Origin of the sequence: Blautia sp. RTP21359st1_E11_RTP21359_211015 (genome assembly GCF_040910705.1) — a bacterium.
Taxonomy (GTDB): Bacteria; Bacillota; Clostridia; order Lachnospirales; family Lachnospiraceae; genus Blautia_A; species Blautia_A fusiformis.
Map to the genome: position 1 here is coordinate 78,275 of NZ_JBDGAB010000004.1, position 24,720 is coordinate 102,994.

General features: G+C 38.1%; 14 protein-coding genes and 1 pseudogene. All 15 read left to right on the forward strand.

Annotated features, from left to right (window positions below; translation table 11 throughout):
• Window positions 1–13: 13 nt before the first annotated feature.
• Window positions 14–2,116, forward strand: a complete 2,103-nt coding sequence (locus tag AB5026_RS02495; protein WP_368212691.1) for an N-6 DNA methylase — start codon at window positions 14–16, stop codon at window positions 2,114–2,116.
• Window positions 2,117–2,128: 12 nt separating this feature from the next.
• Window positions 2,129–3,415, forward strand: coding sequence for a hypothetical protein (locus AB5026_RS02500; protein WP_368212693.1), 1,287 nt, complete (start codon window positions 2,129–2,131; stop codon window positions 3,413–3,415).
• A complete protein-coding gene (locus tag AB5026_RS02505; protein WP_110103432.1) occupies window positions 3,415–4,173 on the forward strand; it encodes a toll/interleukin-1 receptor domain-containing protein in 759 nt (252 codons plus the stop codon). The genes AB5026_RS02500 and AB5026_RS02505 overlap by 1 nt, the downstream gene beginning before the upstream one ends.
• 13 nt (window positions 4,174–4,186) lie before the next feature.
• Window positions 4,187–7,258, forward strand: a complete 3,072-nt coding sequence (locus AB5026_RS02510; protein ID WP_180215018.1) for a type I restriction endonuclease subunit R — start codon at window positions 4,187–4,189, stop codon at window positions 7,256–7,258.
• Between the two features lie 15 nt (window positions 7,259–7,273).
• Complete coding sequence (locus tag AB5026_RS02515) at window positions 7,274–9,670, forward strand: AAA family ATPase (RefSeq protein ID WP_110103431.1); 2,397 nt, start codon at window positions 7,274–7,276, stop codon at window positions 9,668–9,670.
• Complete coding sequence (gene mcrC / locus AB5026_RS02520) at window positions 9,667–10,737, forward strand: 5-methylcytosine-specific restriction endonuclease system specificity protein McrC (RefSeq protein WP_118752506.1); 1,071 nt, start codon at window positions 9,667–9,669, stop codon at window positions 10,735–10,737. The genes AB5026_RS02515 and mcrC overlap by 4 nt, the downstream gene beginning before the upstream one ends.
• A gap of 65 nt (window positions 10,738–10,802) precedes the next feature.
• On the forward strand, window positions 10,803–11,840 hold the full coding sequence (locus tag AB5026_RS02525; RefSeq protein WP_110103429.1) for a virulence RhuM family protein: 1,038 nt from the start codon (window positions 10,803–10,805) through the stop codon (window positions 11,838–11,840).
• Window positions 11,841–12,218: 378 nt separating this feature from the next.
• Window positions 12,219–12,545 (forward strand): annotated as a pseudogene (locus tag AB5026_RS02530) (23S rRNA (uracil-5-)-methyltransferase RumA); the annotation flags it as partial.
• A gap of 19 nt (window positions 12,546–12,564) precedes the next feature.
• The gene (locus AB5026_RS02535) at window positions 12,565–13,254 is read left to right on the forward strand and encodes a response regulator transcription factor (protein WP_008120506.1); all 690 of its coding nucleotides are present in this window, start codon (window positions 12,565–12,567) and stop codon (window positions 13,252–13,254) included.
• The gene (locus tag AB5026_RS02540; protein ID WP_368212694.1) at window positions 13,230–14,495 is read left to right on the forward strand and encodes a sensor histidine kinase; all 1,266 of its coding nucleotides are present in this window, start codon (window positions 13,230–13,232) and stop codon (window positions 14,493–14,495) included. Before AB5026_RS02535 ends, AB5026_RS02540 begins: the two co-directional genes overlap by 25 nt.
• A 177-nt stretch (window positions 14,496–14,672) precedes the next feature.
• Window positions 14,673–15,347, forward strand: a complete 675-nt coding sequence (locus AB5026_RS02545; RefSeq protein ID WP_368212695.1) for an ABC transporter ATP-binding protein — start codon at window positions 14,673–14,675, stop codon at window positions 15,345–15,347.
• On the forward strand, window positions 15,344–17,788 hold the full coding sequence (locus tag AB5026_RS02550) for an ABC transporter permease (protein WP_368212697.1): 2,445 nt from the start codon (window positions 15,344–15,346) through the stop codon (window positions 17,786–17,788). The genes AB5026_RS02545 and AB5026_RS02550 overlap by 4 nt, the downstream gene beginning before the upstream one ends.
• A 694-nt stretch (window positions 17,789–18,482) precedes the next feature.
• On the forward strand, window positions 18,483–19,124 hold the full coding sequence (locus tag AB5026_RS02555; RefSeq protein WP_274602170.1) for a class I SAM-dependent DNA methyltransferase: 642 nt from the start codon (window positions 18,483–18,485) through the stop codon (window positions 19,122–19,124).
• On the forward strand, window positions 19,121–22,627 hold the full coding sequence (locus AB5026_RS02560) for a hypothetical protein (protein ID WP_368212698.1): 3,507 nt from the start codon (window positions 19,121–19,123) through the stop codon (window positions 22,625–22,627). The genes AB5026_RS02555 and AB5026_RS02560 overlap by 4 nt, the downstream gene beginning before the upstream one ends.
• A complete protein-coding gene (locus AB5026_RS02565) occupies window positions 22,624–24,663 on the forward strand; it encodes a hypothetical protein (RefSeq protein ID WP_173746128.1) in 2,040 nt (679 codons plus the stop codon). Before AB5026_RS02560 ends, AB5026_RS02565 begins: the two co-directional genes overlap by 4 nt.
• Window positions 24,664–24,720: the final 57 nt, after the last annotated feature.

The following is a 24,720-nucleotide window of genomic DNA, read 5'->3' on the forward strand; positions in this document are numbered from 1 at the left end:
GGAGGAAAATATAATGGCACAAAAGCAGACAATTGATGCAATGTGGGATGATTCCCCAATCGATGTATCAACAGAGGTAAATTTTATCTGGTCTATTGCAAATAAGCTGCGTGGTACATACCAGAGTGATAAATATAAAGATGTAATCATTCCGATGGTTATTATCAGACGTTTTGAGTGTGCGCTGGAACCTACCAAAGATAAGGTGGTTGCACAGTTTAAAGCAAATCCAAATTACCCAGCAAAAGCTATGTATCGTATTTCTAGATTTCAGTTCTACAATACTAGTGAATTTACACTTGCAGAATTGATTAATGATGCCGACAATTTAGCAGCCAACTTTAAAGCGTATCTTCAGAGTTTTTCTCCTAATGTGCAGGAGATTATTGTGTCTGCTGAGAAAGGTTTGGACTTTTATAAGCAGATTGACAAGATGGATAAAAACGATCGCCTGTTAAGTGTCGTCAAAGCATTTTCAGAATTGGATTTGAATCCTCGCACGATTGATAACGTAAAGATGGGATACATTTTCGAGGATCTAATTCGTAGATTCTCTGAAAACGCTGAGGCTGGTGATCATTACACTGGACGAGATATCATTAAATTGATGGTAAATATTTTGTTAGCTGAAGGCTGTGACGATATCTTTGACGATGGAAAGGTAATTACAGTTTTGGATCAAGCATGTGGTACAGGTGGTATGCTCTCCACAAGCTATAACTTCATTAAGAGATATAATCCTACTGCAGATGTTCGTCTTTTTGGGCAGGAAATCAATCCGGAATCTTATGCTATCTGTCTTGCAGAAATGCTCATCAAAGGTCAGAACGCAGAGAATATCTGCTATCAGGACACTATGAAGAAAGATCGATTTGCTGAAACCAAGATGCGCTTTGTTATTGAAAATCCGCCATTTGGTACTCCGTGGGGAGGTAAAGATGCAGCTGAAGGTGTAGAAAAAGCCGTTAATGATGAATATGCAAAGGGATTTGAAGGCCGTTGGGGTGCTGGGCTCCCTGGTTCCGGCGATATGCAGATGCTGTTTTTGCAATCTGCTATTGACAAAATGGATGATAACTTTGGTCGTGCTGCTATTATTGAAAATGGTAGTCCATTATTTTCAGGTGGTACAGCTTCTGGCGAAAGCCAAATTCGTCGTTGGATGTTAGAAAACGATTTAATCGAAGCAATTATTGCATTGCCAACAGATCTGTTTTACAACACGGGCATAGCTACATATATCTGGGTGCTTTCAAAAAATAAACGTGCTGAGCGCAAGGGCAAGATTCAGTTGATAGATGCTTCGTCCTTCTTCCACAAACTGCGCAAGGCTCTGGGTGATAAGAAAAATGAAATATCTCCGGAAGACCGCAGCACCGTAACGAAGCTCTATGCAGAATTTGCAGAAAACGAGTACTGCAAGATTTACGACAACGAGGAGTTCATTTACCGTGAGTACACGGTTATGCAGCCTCTTCAGCGTAGCTATGCCATTACAGAGGAGCGTATCGAAGCTATGCTGTCTAAGGGTGCGCTTTCTTCTCTCTATGATCAGGCTAAGGTTAATGAATTGGAGAATGCTGAAGAACTAACTGGCAAAGAACAGAAAAAATTGGAATCATTCCAAAACAATCAGGCCTTATACGATGAGATTATTACTACATTGAAAGCTGTCACTTCAGAACAAGTATATAATTCACCGACTGAGTTTATGCCTGTACTGACTAAGGCACTTGCTTCGGCAACATCTGATAAAAAATTGCTCGACAAGATTGCTAATGGCCTCTCTATTATGGATAAGAATGCAGAAATTCAACGTGACCGCAAGGGAAGGATTATTTACGACAAAGAAACCAAGGACACCGAACTGGTGAAATGGGAGGAAAGCATCGAAGATTATATGGCACGTGAGGTTTTGCCTCATATCCCGGATGCCGCCGCTTTCTTTGAGGAAGATCTTGGAAAGAAAAAACCTGTCATCAAGACCGGTGCTGAAATCCCATTCACGCGGTATTTCTACAAATATCAGGCATCAACGCCAAGTGAAGAGCTGGAAACAAAGTTTATGGAACTGGAATTTTCGGTTTCAAAGCGTGTGGCAAAGCTGTTTGAGTAAGGTGGTGCTGATATGAGAGAAATGAAAGCGAGTGGAATCTCTTGGTTGGGAGAGCTTCCCTCCAATTGGGAACTAAGAAAAATAAAATACTGTTTGCAAGAACGAGTTGAGAAAAATAATCCTGTTAGGACAACAGAAATTCTTTCGTTGACTGCTAAACAAGGCGTCATTCCATACGATCAAAAAGAAGGTGGAGGAAACAAACCTAAAGAGGATGTGAGTGCATACAGACTGGCTTATCCTGGGGATATCGTAATGAATAGCATGAATATATTGTCTGGCTCTGTGGGGCTGTCGCAATATTTTGGTTGTGTTAGTCCTGTTTATTATATGCTTCGCCCTTGGAATGCAAAGGAAGATGTACGCTACTATAACTATATCTTTCAGACAACGATGTTTCAACGCAGTTTGTTTGGACTTGGAAATGGCATTCTTATTAAAGAATCTGGAAATGGAAAATTGAATACAATTCGAATGCGCATTCCGATGGATAAGTTTGGCGGCCTTTTTATACCGGTTGCTCCAACAGGTGAGCAGCACCGCATTGCCGATTTTCTCGATGCTAAATGCGCTGAAATTGATGTGCTGACCACCGACATTCAAACTCAGATCGACACGCTGGAGCAGTACAAGCGGTCTGTTATCACCGAAACTGTCACCAAAGGACTGAATCCCGATGCCGAGATGAAGGACAGCGGGATTCAATGGATTGGCAATATGCCTTCACATTGGGAGGTTATTCGTGGCAAGTACATTCTACGATATATGCAGAAGCCGGTGCGTGATGATGATGGTGTAATAACCTGTTTCCGCGATGGTGAGGTAACCCTGAGAAGCAATCGACGTGAAGATGGTTTTACGATGTCTGATAAAGAAATCGGTTATCAAGGCATTGATATCGGTGATCTGGTTGTACATGGTATGGACGGCTTTGCAGGCGCTATTGGCATTTCTGATTCAAGAGGCAAGGCGTCACCTGTGCTTAATGTTTTAGATTCCAACCAAAACAAGCGATACATTATGTACTATCTTCGTAGCATGGCGTACAGTGATGTATTCCTTGCACTGGCAACCGGAATTCGAGTTCGTTCTTGTGATTTGCGTTGGAATAAGTTAGCGGATCTTTCATATCCTGTTCCACCGCTGGATGAACAAAAAGCGATTGTTGAACATGTCGATGCAGTGCTTGCAAAGGCGGATGATGTTATCTCTGATAAGAAAGAGCAGCTTGCAACACTTGACGAATATAAGAAATCACTCATCTTTGAGTATGTAACTGGGAAGAAGGAGGTTGTCTAATGGCTACTTTTGAAGAACAACTTAATAATCTGCTAGAAAGGACTCATTCTATTAAAAGCCCAATTAATGCAGCGGCAATCGGTACGGATATAAACGAATATAATCGTCCGAGTGAAGTATGGATCAATGATGTAGAGATTTTTTACAATAATTATCTTAAAGAACATCCATTAGGCGACCGCATGAAAACAATTCTGTTTCATAGAAATCTGGATGCTTACAAAAATCTCGTTGGATGTTTGGAGAGCATCAGTAAGGACCAAGATTTTATAAATAAAATGAACGGAATTTCAATGGTTAGTGTACCAAAGTATCAGGCAAAAACCTTGCCTGAATTTGATGTGTTTATTTCCCATGCTAACAAGGACAAAGAAGATTTGATTGAAGAATTATATCAGTCATTAAACAAACTGGGGATTAAGATTTTTTATGATAAAGAGTCTTTGGAGTGGGGAGATAATTGGAAGGATCGTATTCTGAACGGCACGAAAAAAGCAGAGTTTGCAATTATCGTTATTTCGGAAAACTTCTTTGATCGAGAGTGGACCGAGCGTGAATTGAATGAGTTTTTAAATCGACAGAATAGAAATGGACAGAAGCTGATTCTTCCGATTTTGCACAACATTACGGTTTCACAGTTACAAGAAAAGTATCCATCTATAGCGGATATACAAGCGATTGACTCATCCAAGTATAGTTGCGACCAGATTGCTTTGCTTTTTGCACGTCAACTAATCAAACGGCTGAAAAGTGAGTAAGGAGGGATAATCAATGGATGATAAAACGATAATTGATATTACGAACTTGGATGCGGAAAAACATGCAGAAAATGCTGCAAAACGAGTTGCTTCATACAGCGAGAAGCTTCTTCATCACGCATCAATTCTTTCCGAAAAAGAATATCAGAAATTTCTTCTTGAAAGACTGGAAAAGGATAATGGTTACGTTATTCGTAAGGCAAGTGACTTTGATCGTTATTTTGCAGTTGACCGTGAGATGCTCTTTAAGTTTCTAGAAGATACTCAGCACGAAACGATGGAATATCTGAGAAAAATATATAAGTCTGATTTGGAAGAGACGATTGTTAGTTTTATCAATGCTGAAACGACAAAAACTCGTGGCAGCCTTCTTGATGTGCTGAAGCATGGAATCGAAATTTCTAATCAGAAGCTGGAACTCATGTACACAAAACCGGCAACTACATTCAATCCAGATTTGACTAGAAAGTATGGACAGAATATTTTCTCTGCAATGGAGGAAGTGTGGGCCAGCGATAAAGAACGAATTGATGTTGTTATCTTTTTGAATGGACTAGCTATTATTGCATTTGAACTTAAGTGCAATGCAGCTGGGCAGTCTTATCAGGATGCAATTTATCAGTTCCGAACCGACCGTAGCCCCAAAACACGTCTTTTTATGTTCAAAGCAGGTACGTTGGTAAACTTTGCTATGGACTTAGAAGAAGTGTATATGACAACAAAACTCGCAGGTGACGCTACATTCTTCCTTCCTTTTAATATGGGAAACGGAGAAGGTGTAACTGCTGGTGCTGGAAATCCTGCGTTTGAAGATAAGTATAGCGTATCTTATATGTGGGAAGATATCCTTACAAAGGATACGATTTTGGACTTAATAAGTAAGTTTATTTTTGTCGAGACAAAAGAAAAAGTAGATGATAAGACCGGGAAAATCAAACGTTCTGAGAATTTGATATTCCCTCGTTATCACCAGCTGGATGTTATTCGAAAAGTGCTTGCCGATGTTAGAGAAAATCGCACTGCACAGAATTACTTGATTCAGCATAGCGCTGGATCTGGAAAAACAAATTCTATAGCATGGTTGGCACATCGTTTAACATCTCTTCATGACGAAGAAAACAAGATAATTTTTGACAACATCATTATTGTCACTGACCGAGTTGTTGTTGACCGTCAGCTTCAAAAAGCAATCATGGGAATGGAGCATAAGGCCGGATTGATTCGTGTTATGGACGATAAGTGCAATTCAGCTGACCTTGCGATTGCATTGAATGGTAATACAAAGATTATTGCAACCACAATTCAAAAGTTCCCGTATATTGTTGATAGTGTAAAGGACCTTAAGAATAAAAGTTTTGCAGTAATTATTGATGAGGCACATTCTTCTACTGCAGGTAAAGATATGGCTGCGGTAACAATGTCGCTTGGTTCTGGTGATCAAACTGAATCAGATGTTGAAGATATGATTTCAAGTGAAATCAAAAGAAACGGTAAGCAAGCAAATGTATCAATTTTTGCATTTACAGCTACACCTAAGCCGACAACAATTCAGTTGTTTGGTCGTTTGAATACGCATGGCCAGAGAGAAGCATTTCACGTTTATTCGATGAAGCAGGCTATAGAAGAGGGCTTTATTCTTGATGTTCTGCAGAACTATACAGAGTATTCAACTTTTTACCAGCTTAACAAGGAAATCGAAGACGATCCTCGTTGTAAAACGAATGCGGCAAAGAGGCAGATTGCACGCTTTATAGAATTGCATGATACTAATATTGCACAGCGTGTAGAAGTAATTGTTGAGCATTTCCGAACAACGGTAATGCAGGAACTGGGTGGCCAGGCTAAGGCAATGGTTATTACCGCGTCCAGACAAGGTGCTGTTAAATATAGACAGGCTTTTGAGGAGTACATTACCAAGAAAGGTTACGACGGAATTCATGCTCTGGTTGCATTTTCTGGAAAAGTAAAACTACCGGATGATGATAAAGAATATACAGAGGCATCTATCAATGGTTTTCCGGAGGATAGACTCACCAAAGAATTTGATACAGATAATTATCAAGTGCTTTTGGTTGCTAATAAATATCAGACAGGTTTTGATCAGCCAAAACTGTGCGCAATGTATGTTCTGAAAAAACTTAGAGGTGTTAATGCTGTCCAGACACTTTCGAGACTGAATCGTATTTGTGCTCCATATGATAAAAAGACATTTGTGTTGGATTTTGTAAATACATACGAGGATATCAAAGCTGCATTTGCTCCATACTACACCACAACATTACTGGCAAATTCAGTAACGCCTAATGCAATTTACGACTTGGAAGCTACTATTGATGCCTATGCATTATTTGATCCGGCTGACATTGAAGCTGCAAATGATATATTGTATTCACAGAAAGTAACAGGAAAACAGAAGCAAAGATTGACATTCTTCCTGCAGAAAAGCAAGAAGCTACTGGAACATTATGAATATGAAACACAGCGTCAAGCTGTGGCAGATATGCGTGGATTTGTTCGTTATTATGAGTTTTTGCTTCAAGTTTCTAGTTTTGAAGATACTGATTTGCACAAGAAATATAACTTTATTTCATACCTGTTAGCTTATATCAATATTAAGCATCCGGGTGGTGGTTTTAATTTAGATGGAAAGATCAAAGCCTCTCAATTTGTTCAGAAAAAGGGTGAAGAACATGTTTCATCTGATCTGGTTGCAAAGCCGGTAATGAAATTGCCAACGGCGGAACACTTTGGTTTGAGTGAGGATAAAGAAAAGAGACTGTCTGAAATAATCGATGAGATTAACAGCAAGACTGGCAAGAACTATGATAACGATGTTGTTGTAAAGGCTATGCTGCAGATTAGAGATATCCTTATGAAATCAGATAAACTTAAAACAAGTGCTAAGAATAATACACAGCAAGACTTTGAGTTCTCTTATTTTGATGATATTGATGATGCACTTATTGAAGGATTGTCACAGAATCAAGATTTCTTTTCAATGTTGTTGTCAAATGATGAAATGAAACATCAGGTGATGGGAATTTTTTCTGATGAGATTTATAAAAGTCTTAGAGAATCAGTATAAAGGCGGTGAAAGACAGTGTTCGATAAATTTCGACTAAAAGAAGTGCTGGTAGAGTACAAAAAACGCTTTGTGCAACAACAGTGGCCTAATGAAAAATATAAATGGGAGGCTGTGCAATGCTTTCAGTTAAATTGGGATGTCAATTCAGATGATTTTGCACAGATGCTAACAAAGTCACTTGCTCAGACGGCTAATTTGTTGACATCGGTAAATAACTTCCCAGCAAGAATGATTACCAAGTTTGCAGAGATTGCGCCAGAAGAAGTACGCTCAATGTATATTGAACTGTATGATGAGAGCAAGGATTTATACGAGAGAGTAGCCAGCTTCAAAAATAAATCTAATACGTTATTAGAGAGGTATGGCAATGGAGCGGCTCAGCATTACCAGTATGAAAATGCGATAATGACATATTTATGGCTTCGATATCCGGATAAATATTACATCTACAAATTGAGTGAAGTAAAAGCTGTCTCGTCGGAGCTGGAAAGTGATTATCGATTCAAAAAGGGTGCTTATGCTGATAACATCAGGAATTTTGTGGCATTTTATGATGAGATTTGTGCTGAACTTCAGCAGGATGATGAACTTAAAAATCTGCTTAATTCTCAGCTGACATCTACATGTTACGCTGATCCTGAATTACGAACTCTTACAATAGATGTGGGCTTCTTTATTTCTCGCTATTGGAACAAGGAGGAACCAGGTCCTAAAGCGGATGAGTGGTGGCCGACTGATTATACTCCGGCATTAACGGTAGAGGATTGGTTAGAGCTTCTGACAGATAAAGACGTATTTAATGAGAGCAGTCTCGAAATCATGAAACGAATGAAGGATTATGGTGGAAAGGCTACTTGCACTCAGCTTGCTGTGAAATATGGAGAAACCAAGAACTTTTATAATAGTGGATCTGTTGCATTGGCAAGACGTATTGTTCAAAAAACTGGATGTCCAGTAATTGCAAGAGATGAAGAAAACTCTCGATTTTGGCCTGTATTATATGTTGGTAAGAATGCTGCAAAAGATGAAGAAGGATCTTATGTTTGGAAACTTCGTGATGAATTAGCAGAAGCTCTAGATCAAGTCGATTTATCAGAAGTCCTTTTGTATGCGCAAGATGAAGAAGGAGAAGAAGATCATAGATACTGGTTTTTGAATGCAAATCCCAAAATATGGAGTATGGCTAGCATGCCAGTTGGAGAAGTACAGGATTATACATTATATAATGATAATGGCAATAAACGGCGTATTTTTCAGAATTTCTTAGATGCAAAGGCTGGAGATATGATAATCGGCTATGAGTCCACACCGGTAAAGCAGGTAGTTGCAATTCTCAAAATTAGTGCGGAACAAGATGGAAAATCAATTTATTTTGAAAAAGTAGAAGGGCTGTCTTCTCCAATTGATTATGCAACTCTGAAAGCTTGTCCAGAACTTGAAAAGATGGAGTACTTTGGTAATCCGCAGGGTAGTCTGTTCAAACTGACAAAGGGTGAATATGATTTCATTTATGACATGATTCGTGATGAAAATCCAGCACCACCTGCAGCAGATAGTATTGAAAAATATGACAAAGAAAAGTTCTTAAATGATGTATATATGACTGAAGCAAAGTATGAGCGCTTAGTTGCAGTTTTGAAAAAGAAGAAAAATATTATTCTTCAAGGTGCTCCAGGTGTTGGAAAGACATTTGCGGCAAAGAGACTTGCATATTCGATTATGGGTGAGAAGGATGATGATCGCATAGAGTTTGTGCAATTCCATCAAAATTATTCCTATGAAGATTTCATGATGGGGTATAAGCCGGTTGAAGATGGATTTGAATTGAAGTATGGTATTTTCTATAGATTTTGTCAAAAGGCTGCAAACCATCCTGATAAAGATTATTTCTTTATCATTGATGAGATCAACCGTGGAAATATGAGTAAGATCTTTGGTGAGTTACTCATGTTAATTGAGGCAGATTATAGAGATACGAAAGCAACATTAGCCTACAATGGCCTAAGTTTCTCTGTCCCAAAGCGTCTACATATCATTGGTATGATGAATACTGCTGATAGAAGTCTGGCGATGATTGATTACGCACTTCGTCGTCGTTTTAGCTTCTTTGATATGGAACCGGGATTTGATTCAGAAGGTTTTATTAAATATCAGGAAGGATTCGCAAACGACACATTCAATACTCTGATTGACCGTATTAAGGAATTGAACCAAGAAATTGCTAAAGATAAATCACTTGGTAAAGGTTTCTGTATTGGGCATAGCTATTTCTGTAACACAGATGAGTGTACAGAAGAATGGATGCAAGATGTGGTTGATTTTGATGTGTTGCCTATGTTAGCAGAATACTGGTTTGATGATACAGACAAACTGCAACGTTGGGAGAATATTTTGCACGGTGTATTTCAATGACAAAGGATAAGAGCATTTTAATCAATAATATTTATCATATGCTTTCTTATGCTTTTCAGGCACTGAACCAAGAAACCTATGAAGATGTTGCAGTAGAGTCTTTTGACGAGATGTATAATCTGCTGGCAGCGATTCTGTCTAAGGGAATTGGATTGCAGTTAAAGCAAGGGCTATATAGAGAATACATAAGTCGTCAGGAAGAACTTTCAGTTATGCGCGGCAAAATAAATATGCCGGGTACAATTAAAAATAGGTTGGCACATAAAAGGGTACTTACTTGCGACTTTGATGAGTTGTCAGAAAACAATTTACTGAATCAAATACTGAAAACAACTGTTACGCTTCTTTTACGCAATGGAAAAGTGCAAGCAAAATACAAAGATGATCTAAAAAAGAAAATGTTGTATTTTTCAAATGTAGAGATAATAGAACCAACAGGAATTAAATGGTCGTCCATTCGTTTTCAGCGTAACAATCAAACATATAGAATGCTTGTAAGTATTTGCCAGTTGATTATTGAGGGGATGCTTATTACAACAGATTCAGGTGACTATAGGTTAGCCTCTTTCGTAGATGAGCAACGTATGTGTAGGTTGTATGAGAAATTTATTCTGGAATATTACAGCAGACATTATCCTGAATTATCTGTCAGTGCATCACAGATTCCGTGGTCACTGGATGATGGTATTGGAACCATGCTTCCGGTCATGCAAAGTGATATTCATCTGCAACGTGGCAATACTGTACTTATTATTGACGCAAAATACTATAGTCACACAACACAGTCCCAGTTTGATAAACATACGATTCATTCCAATAATTTGTATCAGATTTTTACATACGTAAAAAATCGGAGTTATCAATTTGGAGAGGAGAAAAATACAGTTTCTGGAATGCTTCTCTATGCAAAGACAGAAGAAGAAATACAACCGGACAATGTGTATCAAATGCATGGAAGTCAGATAAGTGTTAAAACTCTAGACTTGAACCAGCCTTTTGCGGAGATTGCTAATCAGATGGATAGAATTGTGGAGTCACATTTTTCTGGACTTGCAAAGAAATATTAAAGCCATCAATTTTGTTGTGATTTTCAATTGGTGAAATGAGAAGAAACCAGAAGGAGGTCTCTTATTTGAAAAAGAAAAAAGATGAAATAACCATCCGTTCCAGCGCTGCAGAATATTTGACTTATGTTGCTTCTGTCGGTGATCAGCAGGACAGCATTGAGATGCGCTATGAGGATGAGAATATATGGCTGACACAGAAGATGATGGCCACGTTGTACGATGTGGATGTTCGCACCATAAATTATCATGTAAAAAAAATCTTCAGTGATAGCGAATTACAAGAGGATTCAGTTATCCGAAAATTTCGGATAACTGCCGCTGACGGAAAAAGCTACAGCACAAATCACTATTCCTTGGAGATGATTATTGCAGTAGGCTTTAAAGTAAATTCAGAGCGTGCGGTTCAGTTCCGTAAATGGGTCAATCAAATTGCCAAGGACTACACCATCAAAGGCTGGGTTATGGATGACGAACGTCTAAAAAATGGTGGATCAGTGCTTACAACAGAATATTTTGATCGTTTGCTTGAGCAGATTCGTGAGATCCGTTTATCTGAGCGTAGATTCTATCAGAAGATAACGGACATCTATGCTACAGCTCTTGATTACGACCGCACATCCAAAACAACAAAGCAGTTTTTTGCCAAGGTGCAGAACAAGATGCATTATGCAGTTCACGGACATACGGCAGCAGAGTTGATTTATGAGCGAGCAGATGCTGATAAGCCACATATGGGGCTGACCACGTGGGCAGCAGCACCGGAAGGAAAGATTGTAAAAAGTGATGTGAGTGTTGCGAAGAATTATCTTTCAGAGCAGGAAATGCGTTCATTAGAGCGTATCGTTTCTGCTTATCTGGATCTGGCCGAGGATCGTGCAGAACGTTACATTCCGATGACAATGGAGGACTGGGCAAAGCGTCTGGATCTATTCCTGATGGCTGATGACAGAGAGGTCCTTCAGGATGCAGGAAAGATCACGGCAGAGATTGCCAAGGCTAAAGCCGAGACTGAATTTGAAAAGTATCGTGTTATTCAGGACAGATTGTTCATGTCTGACTTTGATAAATACATGTTGGAACTGGAAGAGAATGCGAAGAAGTAATAGGATCGGTCCTCTCTTTCAATGCTGGATTTTCAGGTATGATAAGGTCGAGTGCATGGAAACCTGGCTATCAGTTAGGACGAAAAATAGCTGTTGACCTGTTTTTGTAGGAAGAACGGACAAGGTTGAGGCGATGGAGGTTCCTTGCAAAATTTGACTTTTATGTTTGAATCACTATAATAGTAGAAACGAATAAAAAAGTTGAACTTTTTCCGTGAACAGGCGAGGTTTAGGCTGTGATATGGATAGCGGAATGTATCAAGAATTTTCTGCTACAGAATTTGTAGATATGTTTCCGCAAACAAACGGAGATATTTTGGTACATACCATATTAGTCTGGATAGGTTCCCGATGACCGACATCAATCCGGACCTATCGAGCCATGTGGAGACGGTTGTTCTTTTGTCCCAACTGAAACAAAAGCCGGATGATTACATTAATGTCACGATTGAACTTGATGATATGGATATAACATCTGCAGAGACTAAGGCTACATATGATGAGATAAAGAAGTATGTGGCTGAACATAATGCCGGCATGAAGGTTTCCAATCTGTATATCTCACAGGTAAAGAGAAAATGCGGAATTGAGGTTGGAAAGAATTATAATTTACCTAAAAATGAAGATAGCAGGCAACCGCAGTGTCCAGAAGATAAAGAGAGTGCAATTGTGGAGGCATTGAAGCATTTTAAGATGAATAGTTAATAAAGAGAGGTCAGATGCTATGCCAGGTATACTCGTGGTTGAAGATGATGAAAATTTAAATCGTGGAATTACATTTTCACTGAAAAAATCCGGATATGAGGTTTTTTCAGCAGAATCAGTGAAAAAAGCGAAAAGAATTGCAAGTGATAATAATGTGGATGTTACCATTTGTGATGTGAATCTTCCGGATGGGAATGGACTGGAATTTGTAAGGTGGATGAGATGCAATTATAATACATACATTATTTGTCTTACAGCACTAGATCAGGAGATGGATCAGGTCATGGGATATGAAGCAGGGGCAGATGATTATATTACAAAGCCGTTTAGTCTTTCGGTACTTCTTTTGAAAATAGAAGCACATTTCCGCCGCAGACAGGAGAAAACGGAAGCCGGAAAGATGATTTCGGGAGATATCGTATTTATCGCAGGAGAAATGAAAGTCCTGATAAAGAGTCGTGAAATCAGTCTGACAAAAACGGAGTTGAAAATGCTGACTTTTTTTCTTCAGAATCCGAAACAGATTCTTTCAAAAACACAAATATTGGAAAATGTGTTTGATCTGGAAGGGGATTTTGTGGATGAAAATACAATCGCTGTCAATATCAGAAGACTCCGTGAGAAAATTGAAGACAATCCGGCTGCACCGGTCTATATAAAGAATATCAGAGGTCTTGGGTATATATGGAATCAGGAGGTAAGGCAGTGACAAAGAGATATCACAGGAAACTCACATCAGCCTTGTCTTTGGTATTGCCGGTCATATTAGTGTTTGTAATATTAAATTGCTTTACCACGTATGTGTTTTATGAAGATTATAAATATAAAATGAATCTTATGACAGAGATTGCTGCAAAGGAAGAATTTTCCGGGCTGGATGCTGTTTCGGAATTGCTTAAGGATAAGGATATTGAAACTAACGAACAGGGAAGGCGATTATTGGAGCAATATGGATACTGGGGGAATAAAGGGAATGCATTTTATTCGCAATTCCGGCATCAGGTTATGGTGACCGGTGCTGTAAGCACTGTGATATGCGTGCTTCTTTTGACTTTTTTACTTTATTGGAAGAAAAAAGAAGATGCGTGTCATCAGAAAATTTTAGACCAGTTGGAAGAAATTCTGATCAGATTCCGTGAAAATAAATTTGATGATTTACTGAAAACGGAAAATCATGCAGAACTGGAAAAATTGAATGACCAGCTTGAAGCAATCGGACATCATATTCAGTTGATAAAGGAAGAAGCAAGGGCAGAAAAGGAGAACACGAAAGAAATGGTTTCTGATATTTCTCACCAGTTAAAGACACCGGTTGCAGCTTTGGATACATGTTTTAGTGTGCTGATGCAGAATGACTTAAGTGCCACAGAACAGGAGGAGTTTCGTATCCGTTGTCGGAGCGCTCTGGATGGACTGGAGACATTATTGCAGTCGCTTCTTGAAATATCCAAGATGGAAACTGGACTGATTCAGATTAATAAGAAAAAACTTCCGCTTATGGATACTGTCATATCTGCTGTGAACCGCACTTATCCTAAAGCGGATGAGAAAGAAATTGAATTCGTTTTTGACTATGAAAAAGAACTGGAAACATGCACGATTATGCAGGATAAAAGGTGGCTTGGTGAAGCTGTGATCAACGTTCTGGATAATGCGGTCAAGTACAGTCCGGGTGGTTCAAAAATATTTATCCGGTTACAAAAAAGAAACGATCTTGTAAGAATGGAAATTGAGGATCAGGGAATTGGTATTCCGCAGAATGAGTATCACAAAATTTTTCAACGATTTTACAGAGGAAGTTCCAAGGAGGTCATGGAAAAGAGTGGTACAGGAATCGGACTTTTTCTATCGAGAGAAATTATCGAAAAACACGCAGGTACGATTACGGTAACCTCCGGCAAAAAGAAAAAAGGAAGCACGTTTGTGATTCAATTACCATATGTTGGTTAAATTTTAAGTGAGCAGAAATCTTACAATTCTGTAAGATTTCTGCTCGTTTTTTGAAAGTGAAATGAAAGATTGTCCTGATACAATTTGGATGTAGGTTGAAAAATGACCAAATATATAAACAGGCAAAGAAAGCGTGCTGAAAAGGTACGCTTTACAGAATTAAAAAGGAGGCAACACATGAGTGTGATATTAGAAACCAAGCAGCTTTGTAAGTTTTATGGCGTAGGTGAGAATCAGGTCAAAGCGGTCAATCAGGTGGACATTCAGATTGAGCAGGGAGAATTTGTCGCAATTGTTGGAAAGTCAGGTTCCGGTAAAAGTACATTACTTCATATGCTTGGAGGGCTTGATACCCCGACAAAAGGCAGTGTTACTTTAGCAGGGAAAGATTTATACAGGATGAAGGAAGATGCCCTTGCTGTTTTCCGCAGAAGAAAAATCGGATTTGTTTTTCAGGCATTTAATCTGGTTTCATCTGTTAATGTCTGGGAAAATATTGTACTGCCACTGGGGCTGGATGGAAGAAAAGTGGATGAAGCGTATGTAAATGATATTATTGCAACTCTGGGGATTGAAAACCGGATTTATAATCTGCCAAATCAGTTATCCGGAGGACAGCAGCAGAGAGTAGCAATTGCAAGAGCACTGGTGAATCGTCCGGAAATTATATTTGCAGATGAGCCGACAGGAAATCTTGATTCTAAGACCAGTGATGAGGTAATCGCTCTGCTTAAGATGACAGCAAAAAAATATGGACAGACAATTGTAAGGATTACCCATGATGACGAAATTGCACAGGTCGCTGACCGTATTCTGGTGATTGAGGACGGACAGGTGGTGGATTTCAGATGAAGACAATAAGCAGGATTGCATATAGCAATGACAAAAGAAACAGGACAAGAAGTATACTGATCATGATGGCAATCTGTCTGACCACGATGCTGCTTGTTATCATCAGTACTGTGGGAAATGGGGTAATTCATTTACAGAAAAGTCGGGCGGCAGGATCATATGGAAGCAATTATGGTCTGTTTGTTTCCGCAGACGGATCGCAGTTAAAAGAAGTAAACCGCCGTGCGGAAATAGATGCTACAGGCACTATGTGCACCGAAGGTATCATAAAAGGCAATGAAAAAGGCGGGTTTGTCTGCATGGATGAGACTGCAAGAAAAATGCTTCCTTATAATAAAGAATATGAGTTGAAGGAAGGAAAGTATCCGGAAAAAATGCAGGAAATTGCCGCAGGAAGAGCATTTTTTCGTGCAATGGGGTATGGTGATGTAAAGATCGGAGATACGGTTACATTGGATTACCGCGCAGGGATGCAGTCAGAATATAAGCCGGAAGAATTTGTTGTCAGCGGAATCCTATATGATCGGGATGAGTATACCATCGAGGCATCTTATGTTGCTTTCGGGTCACAGGAGTTTTATGATGAGCACGTCGCAGAGAATGACAGACAGTATAATATTTATTTTACTTTAAATGATTCTGCAAATGTATCTATGAATAATATTGATTCGGTTATAAAGCAGATTGCAGCAGCTTGTGGGATCGAAGAAAAAAACGTTATAGTCAATGATCTCTATTTGCAATGGGTCTTGCAGCCGAGTTATGAAACGATTGCGGTATGCGGGGTTTTGATTCTTGCAATTGTACTTTTCTCTGTTGTGGTCATTTATAATATTTTTCAGGTCGGTATTGCCAACAAGATACAGGAGTATGGAAAAATCAAGGCTCTGGGAGCGACAAAAAAGCAGATGAAACAACTGATCTTCAGAGAGGGTATGTTTTTGACAATTTCTTCAATACCAGTTGGATTGCTTCTTGGTTTTCTGATTGCAAAATGCGGTTTTAACTGGCTGGTAGAACAGGGAAACCTTGTATCAACTGGAACTGGCTCTATGGGAGTCCAAAATCAGCAGATGCCACTGTTTTCCCTGCCTGTTATGCTTCTATGTATTTTCGTGTCATTTTTTACCGTTGCTTTGGCGCTGCGTAAACCAATGAAAATTGTTTCACGGATTTCACCTATCGAAGCAACACGGTATTTAGAAAATGCAGAAACACACAAAAAAGGAAAACGAAATGGCAAAAAAAATGTCACCGTGTTTTCTATGGCAATGGCAAATATAACGGGTAATCCAAAAAGAACCATTGGTACCATCCTCACACTGGGGCTTTCCTGCGCATTGTTTGTGATTATCTCTAATTATGTAGGAAATATTGATACGGAGCATGAAGCACGTCTTTCCGTTAATCATGGACAATTTGAACTGCAGCTTGACTATTCTGCTGAGTACGATGAAAGATATCCGGAGAATAATCTGGATACGATTCTGACGGATAATCCATTGAATGATTCAATGATTGAAGAAATCAAAAGCATTCCAGGAGTGACAGATGTCATGACGAGAGAGATTGTCTCTGTAAATCTGAACGGAACAAGATTTCCGGTTGATATTGTGAGTAAAAATGATTTTGATTTTATGCGCCAAGACGGGGATATTGGCTCTATGGACTATCATCAGGCGGTAAAGAATGGTGAAATTTTCTTTGGTTGGTTGATGTGGATGGAACAAGATGGATATGCTCCGGGTGAATCCATTGCATTTGACTTTGAGAATGGAAGTGAAACCTATACCTATCAGGGAAAGATTGCAGGATCCTTTGTAAGCGCGGACACTTATCTTGTCATTCCGGAAGGTGTATACCGTTCCATGAATCCGAGGGGAACAGCCTATGGCTATCTGTGGGTGGACTGTGATAAAAAAGATGTTGCATCTGTGGAACAGAGTCTGAATACTTTGATTTCTAATACTTCGCATATAAAAATGGATACTTATCATGCGCAGTTACAATCTACCGAATTTGCAAGCAGCATGATGAAGCTTGGCTGTTATCTGTTTATGGCTATTGTAGGACTCATCGGGTTTATGAATATGGCGAATACTATGATCATGAATATTACGACAAAAAAGCAGGAATATGGTGTATTACAGGCTGTGGGTATGACAAATAAACAATTAAATTTATGTCTGCAGTTACAGGGAATGATGTTTACGGTTGGTACCATATGCGTAGCTTTGATCATTGGTCTGCCGCTCGGCTATGCACTTTTTTCCTATGCAAAACATAATGGAATATTTGGAATGAATATCTATCATGTTCCAATCGTACCAATTTTTATTATGATTTTTTTGGTCGGTCTGTTGCAGATTGTACTTTCCTGCGTTTTAAGCAGTAATCTGAAAAAGGAAACGCTGGTAGAAAGAATAAGGTATCAGGGATAGCAAGTATTGCTGGGATATCCTCATTATCATAACAGGAATTAAAAGCACTTGGTTTCAAAAAGTTTTGTACTTTTGACAAAATGCAACCGATTTTTCATCAATTATAATAAATTTGATTAAGCAGCCTGTGTGTAATGAAGCATACAGGCTGCTTGCATTTTATAACGGTTGAATGAAAAAGTAACTTCCACCATGTGCTAGTACTGATAAGTAAAAGGATTTCTGCAGAATTAATTTCTACAAGATATAGATATTTACACAAAACAAAACTATAATATAAGGAGAAAACACCGTGTTTTTACGGGCTTGGAACATCACGAAAGGACCGCTGGCTGTTCTTTGCAAGGGTAACTTCCACCGGTCTGGAGAATACGATGCCGGAAATGAATGTGATATTTAGTGCTTTAACAGCGTGGGTTTTAATATCACCTGATCCGCGGGTATATCTTTAAGATCGCAAAGTTCCAATAGTTTTCTGTCTATCAGTAACTGAGCCAGTTTAAATGGGGTACAGCCGTTTAAACTGGCTCTTGCCACGCTATTGATATGGTTAGCTATCAGAGTTACCTTGCTCTGGTTCAGTTGTGCGAAGCCTATACCTTGATTTGGATAAAGTGAAAGCTGAAATCAAAAAGCAATTAGGCTGACAAATTCTAGTTTGCAATACCTAAATCCTAGGAAAGGAGACCTGCCGATGTGCGCACAAAAGCTATCGTTCGATTATGCACAAACCTTGCACACTGTGCGTATCGTTCATAATGCACATAGTGTTCATCGTTCACGAGTACAAAAGGGGAAATCGTGTGATTGTATCAATTTTGTAAGGGCAACCGATCCTGCGTGTGGTACGGGTGGCTTCTTGCTTGCAGCTTATGAGCATATGAAGAGACAGAGCAAGGATATTGAAAAGCAGAAGTTCCTTAAGAATCATGCTTTATTTGGAGCAGATAATACTGCACTTGTAGTAACACTTGCATCAATGAATCTTTACTTACATGATATCGGTGTAAACAAGAGCCCTATTGCATATCAGGATTCTCTTATTGATACATCAGATAAGATGTACAAGGTGATACTAGCGAATCCACCATTTGGAACAAGACCTCAAGGAAGTGTGGAGGTTGCAGCTAATAGACCTGAGTTTGTAAAAACATCCGATAATCAGGTTAACTTCTTACAGCATATCATGTCTATTGTAAAAACAGGTGGACGTGTTGGTGTAGTTCTTCCGGATAGTGTACTTACAGATACTGGTGCAACAGCACAGGTAAGAGAAAAGCTTTTGAAGGACTTTAATCTTCACACCATACTAAGAAAAACTTGGAGGATACTATGAAACAGGCGATTGTAAATTTTTGCAAGTCAATGGATACGGGATTGTTCTTGTTGGATATGCCGACTGGCTTTGGAAAAACATATAGTGTATTGGATTTTATGGTCGACAATTATGATGCGCCTGAATTCAAAGATAAGAAGATTTTCTTTGTTACAACTCTTAAGAAAAATTTGCCGGATAAAGAGTTGCGTGAACATTTTGCAAGGCGTGGTAAAGCAGATGATTATGATAAATATTGTTTGCGAATAGAAGCTAATGCAGATATGGTTGTAGAAAAATTGGACGAGTTATATCGTGCCAGAAAAATTCCAGCAGCAATCACTATGAAACAAGAATTTAAGGATTTACATGGTTCAGTAAAACTATTAAACGAATACAGAGATAAAAAGCGTGAATTAAAAGGAACCAGTAAGGACATTATAAATGTTTTATGCAAGAACGCAGAGGATGCAATTCGCAAGCAGCAGGAAGGTGCCTTTCGTAAGGTGATAGAAAGCGAGCTGAAGCAGTTCAGAACACCAAAGGAAAAGTTAAAGAATATCGCTAATAATCCGGAATATCATTGGATAGGAGAATTGTATCCGGCGGTATATACGAGAGCGAAGCGAATATTTTTTATGTCAATGGATAAGTTTTTCTTGGGAAACACTACTATTATTGAACCTACATATAGCTTTTACAATAAGGATATTACAAAAAATGCAATTATTTTTATAGATGAGTTTGATGCAACAAGAGACAGGTTACTTAATCAGATCATAACAAGAGGCTTAGAAAATCATATTGATTATTTAGGTCTGTTTCATCGTGTATATGCATCTTTGAAGACGAGAGATTTTCCGGCAGAGCTTACTACTGCATCGAAGTTACAACAAGCATATCTTGATGAACACAAAAACGCGAAAAATCCTATGGAAATTATTGAAGGATTTGGTGGTGTGTTTGATGAAACATATGACCGTTTTGCGATGCAATATAGCTTCAAAACAGAAGAAGATGGTAAAGGCGATAGAAGTCGTAATTTTATTTTCAATGACTTACAGTTTCATTCGGTATTTGAGGGAGAAAATGCTTTTATTGATATAGATACTGATATGAAGGCAAAACAGAACTGGTTGCGTTTTACAAAAAGAAGACCAACAGAGAAAGAAGGTGGCGTATTAAGTTTGCTTGCCAGTGTTAAAGGCTGCTTGACTTATTTTCAGAACGGAGCTAGAAATCTTTCGTTTAATTATAAGCATCATAAGGATGAGGATAAAAGGCCGGGTGACGATGATTATACGTTTGAAAATGCAATTGAGTCAGTGCTGACAGAGTTTCATTTATCAAGAGAACAGATAAGGTATTTGAAGCCTATCGTAATGGGAGGCCAGGTAAAGTCGAAGAAAGATAAAAAAGACAGCAATGGAAAAATGTCGTTAAAGTATTTTGACCGCTCTGTCTATAATAGGGGATTTCGCTATTATGATTTTATAGATGATCCTAATCACAGTATGCGTTCGGAGATTCAATTATTTGATTTTCAGGATTCGCCAGAACATATTTTACTTCACTTGTCTGAAAAGGCTCAAATTATAGGTATTTCAGCTACCGCAACACTTGAAACGGTTGTTGGCAATTATGACTTGGAATATCTTCAAAGGATGTTGCAGGATAAATATTATGTGATGCCAGAAGCAGATAGGTGTAGATTACAGGAGTCATTTCAAACTTTTGTTGCAAACTATGACAAAGTAAATATTCATGTGGAGCCAGTTTCTTATAATGCGGATGATAGAGTTGAATTATCAGAGATATTTAACGGAAACGAAGCACTTATAAAGAAGTATGCGGAAAAATTATCAATATCATTTGAGCGCGTTGAATATGCAAAGAATAACTTTATTCGTGTTGTAAAGGTAATGAAGGCATTTATCTTAAATGATTCGGTTAAATCCTTCTTGTGTCTTAATAATAAATTGCCGCAGGAGAATAAGGGGCTTTTTGATATTAAATTATTAGAGGAATTCGCAGACGCTATTATTAAGCTTTATGGTATCAAGGGATTAAAAGGTAAAGACTTGTTATACAGTATAAATAGTGAAGATTATGATGCTAAGCGTGCGGAGTTTATACAGAGATTGTCAAAGGGAGAAAAACTCTTTGTTATATCTTCCTATAATACAGTTGGTGCGGGACAAAATTTGCAATATAAAGCACCGGGGAATGCTACTATTGTAGCAGTTAATGATTACGATAGAGGAGATATGGAAAAAGACTTTGACTGCATATATCTTGAGAAGCCGACAAATCTTCTGGTGAATGTGGATAGCAAAAAGGGAATTGAAGCTGAAGATTTAATTCGTTTTGTATATCAGATGGAATTCTTGATGGAAAGAGGAGAAGTTTCTCGTAAAGATGGGATTGCAGTAATTAAAGATGCATTTATATGCTTCAGTGGTGGATATACTTTTTCGGGAAAAAAGGGAGAACCATATAAAACAGATTCTGTAAATAATTTTGCGATTCGAACATTAATACAGGCAGTAGGAAGAATATGTAGAACCGGTCTTAAGAATCCGGATATATATATTTATGTGGATAATACCATTTTAACAGATTACGATTTGTCTGTTGTGGAGCAACGAATGTTGAATCCTGAATTTGCGGAACTAGTTAAAGTGGGTAAAACATATTATAATGGTCAGGCAAATGAAAATTTGGATATTGCCGTAATGGAAAATCGTGCCGGAGCATTAGCACTGAAGGCAATGCAGATTATAAATGAGCTGAAGCGCAATTGGACTGATGATAGTATAGATTATTGGAAAGCATTGCGTGAGCTATGCCTTATGAGGCCTACACTAAGCAGAAAAAACGTAGAACAGAATTCGCAATATCAGCTTGTATATATGTGTGCGCCGGGAGAAATTACAGCTTATTCTTATGAGCAAGAAGGAGACTATAATAAAAATATAAATATCAAGTTTGACGGTAGTCTTCCACAAAAGATGTCAGAGGATGAGGTGCATTTGAAAGAGATTATGCAAATCCCAGGAGTGAAAGCATTGTTTGAAAAGCATGGATATGCAACGAGCTTTGTTCCTAGTGAGTTTATATTGACGCCACCTATGTTTAATAATATTTATAAAGGTGCCTTAGGCGAAGTTGTTGGTAAATATATTTTAGAACAATATGCAGGAGTAACGTTGCAGGAAATGCCACCGGAGTTTTTTGAATTGTTTGATTATACCCTAGGTAATGGCGTGTATGTTGATTTCAAGTTATGGAAAGAAACCATGTTAATATCTGCGGAAGAAGAAAAGAAAAACGTCCTGGAAAAGCTAGATAAGTGTGGAGGAAAGAGAGCGGTAATAATCAATATTATGCTTGATCACAATATGCAGATTACGTCTAGTGATAATGGTAGAATTATTGAGATACCATATTTATATCGGTTGGATAGAAAAGAAATAGGAACAGAAATCATAGCAAAAATAAATCGGGAGGGATATTTGCAATGAGTATAAAGAAACTTTATTCGAATGAACTCCTGGCTTCGTTTGAATATTCCAACATTGACAAAGATTATGATTTTTATTATGTTACAACATCGGATAAATATATAAAAGGTGGAGCTACTTTTCTAGATATTGATGATATAAAGATATCAGCTCTGCAATTTGAAAGCGGAAAGAGTTTTTGGGTTATGCTTCCTAAAAACGCTATTTCCAGAGCTGAGTTTGTACGTTTGTTGAATGCAAAAGAGGATGGAGATAGTTTGTCTATAAAATCTATGACAAGTAGCAGTATACCGGAGTATTTGTTGACACAATTGTTTTTGAATGCGCTAACGAGTCCGGTTGATGAAATGATATCTTTTAATAATCTGTCAGGGAAATTATTATGTTTTCGACCTGCATGGCTGAATAAGGATAAGGAGAATTTTATTTGGGGTATGCAGTGCCTTGAGGTGAAAATCGGAGATGATATGTGTGTAAAATTGGTAGCACATAGGTTGACATCACTGGCACTTAAAAAGCAAATGAAATTTGAAAAAAGAAAGTTACAGGATTTTCCGCAATATGAGTTCAGTTATAACAATAATACCTTAAAACGAGTATCTAATGAAAATAAAGACCGTAGAGAAAACTTTATTATAAAACCCGTAGATGGTGAAAGGGGTAGCATTACATTCTTTGACTTTACGGATTATGAAACGTTTTCATGTACCAAGATGGGTGTTTTATATGATATTTTGAATGCCTTACATGATGAATTTGGTAAGTATATTCGTGTTAAATTTAAACAATATAGTATTGACGAAATTTTGGAATATAAGCGTGCGTCGTTGGAGTTATATAAGGATATTGTTAAAAAGGAAGTTTTGAATTCTGGAATTAATATAGTGGATGCTGTACACACTGAAACTTCTGAAGATTATTTGCAGGATGTAGCGGATGGTATTAATAAAATTATTCCAGAGGCAAAATGCAGCGTTGGTAAAAGATTATCAAAGAAGAAGCTTAACGTACGATATATACATGATAAATCCTTCTATTCAGATTCGGAAGTGGACCCGCATCAAGAAAGCATGGAGGATTATGTTGTTCAGCATATTACAGTAGAGAATTTTAAACACCAATCATCAGCGGCAGTTTATAATATTCTGAAAGAGCTTGTAATTAAAAAGGACATTGCTATTGGTAAAATTACATTGGTGGATTGGAGTCAATACGGATATAAAGCAGACTGGTTATTTGGTGTAGTTGTAGACGGTACATATTACTTCATGACCATTCATCCGGACGGTTCATTTAAAATTGAAGCATTGAAACGAAATCTTTTTACCATGACAGAGTATGATAAATACATGGATTATTTCGGTTTGAATGAAGAGAATAAAAATGATTATAGAGGTGTTATAGGTTTAGTAAAAGATGCAGAGGGTAATATTAATCTTATAAAGGATACTAATATGTATTCTATGCCTGATTATACTGCGATGGGTGATGTGCTTAAGAATGTAGCTAGTGAAGGTAGATTTCCAGGAAAAGACGTAGTAACTTGGCTTCGTCTAGTAATGGATACAACAGATAAAATAAAAGTACACGCAGAATTGGATATAGTTATCCCGCATATCGACGTGAATGCAGAATACACGAAAGCCAATGTAATGGGATTATTCAAAGGAATTACAACAAAGAAAGAAGTTGTGCGCTATGTTTTTGAGAATACCGGTATTATGCTATATGCCTACCTGCGTGGAGAAGAAGAGAGACGCGAGTATCTTTCCGGAAATATAGACATTAATTATTTTGATTATGATGATACGCATGCAAAATATTCAGTTGGTGAAATTGGTAATGGAATGAAATACACAATTGAGAGAGCCAGCGTAGTGCGTGAGATACAGGCGGTAGAAGGCAGTAAGTTAATTTTTAAGAAAGTGTTGCCACTTATGGGAGTAGAGTTTGTAAGGTATGGAATGTTAACGGTTGTTCCGTTTCCGTTTAAGTATTTAAGGGAATATATTGTGAAAGAAGAAAAGAGCGTATAAACAATGAAGGTCACTAGCGCAGTACTAGCGGCCTTCTTCGTTTTTACGCTTGGTATA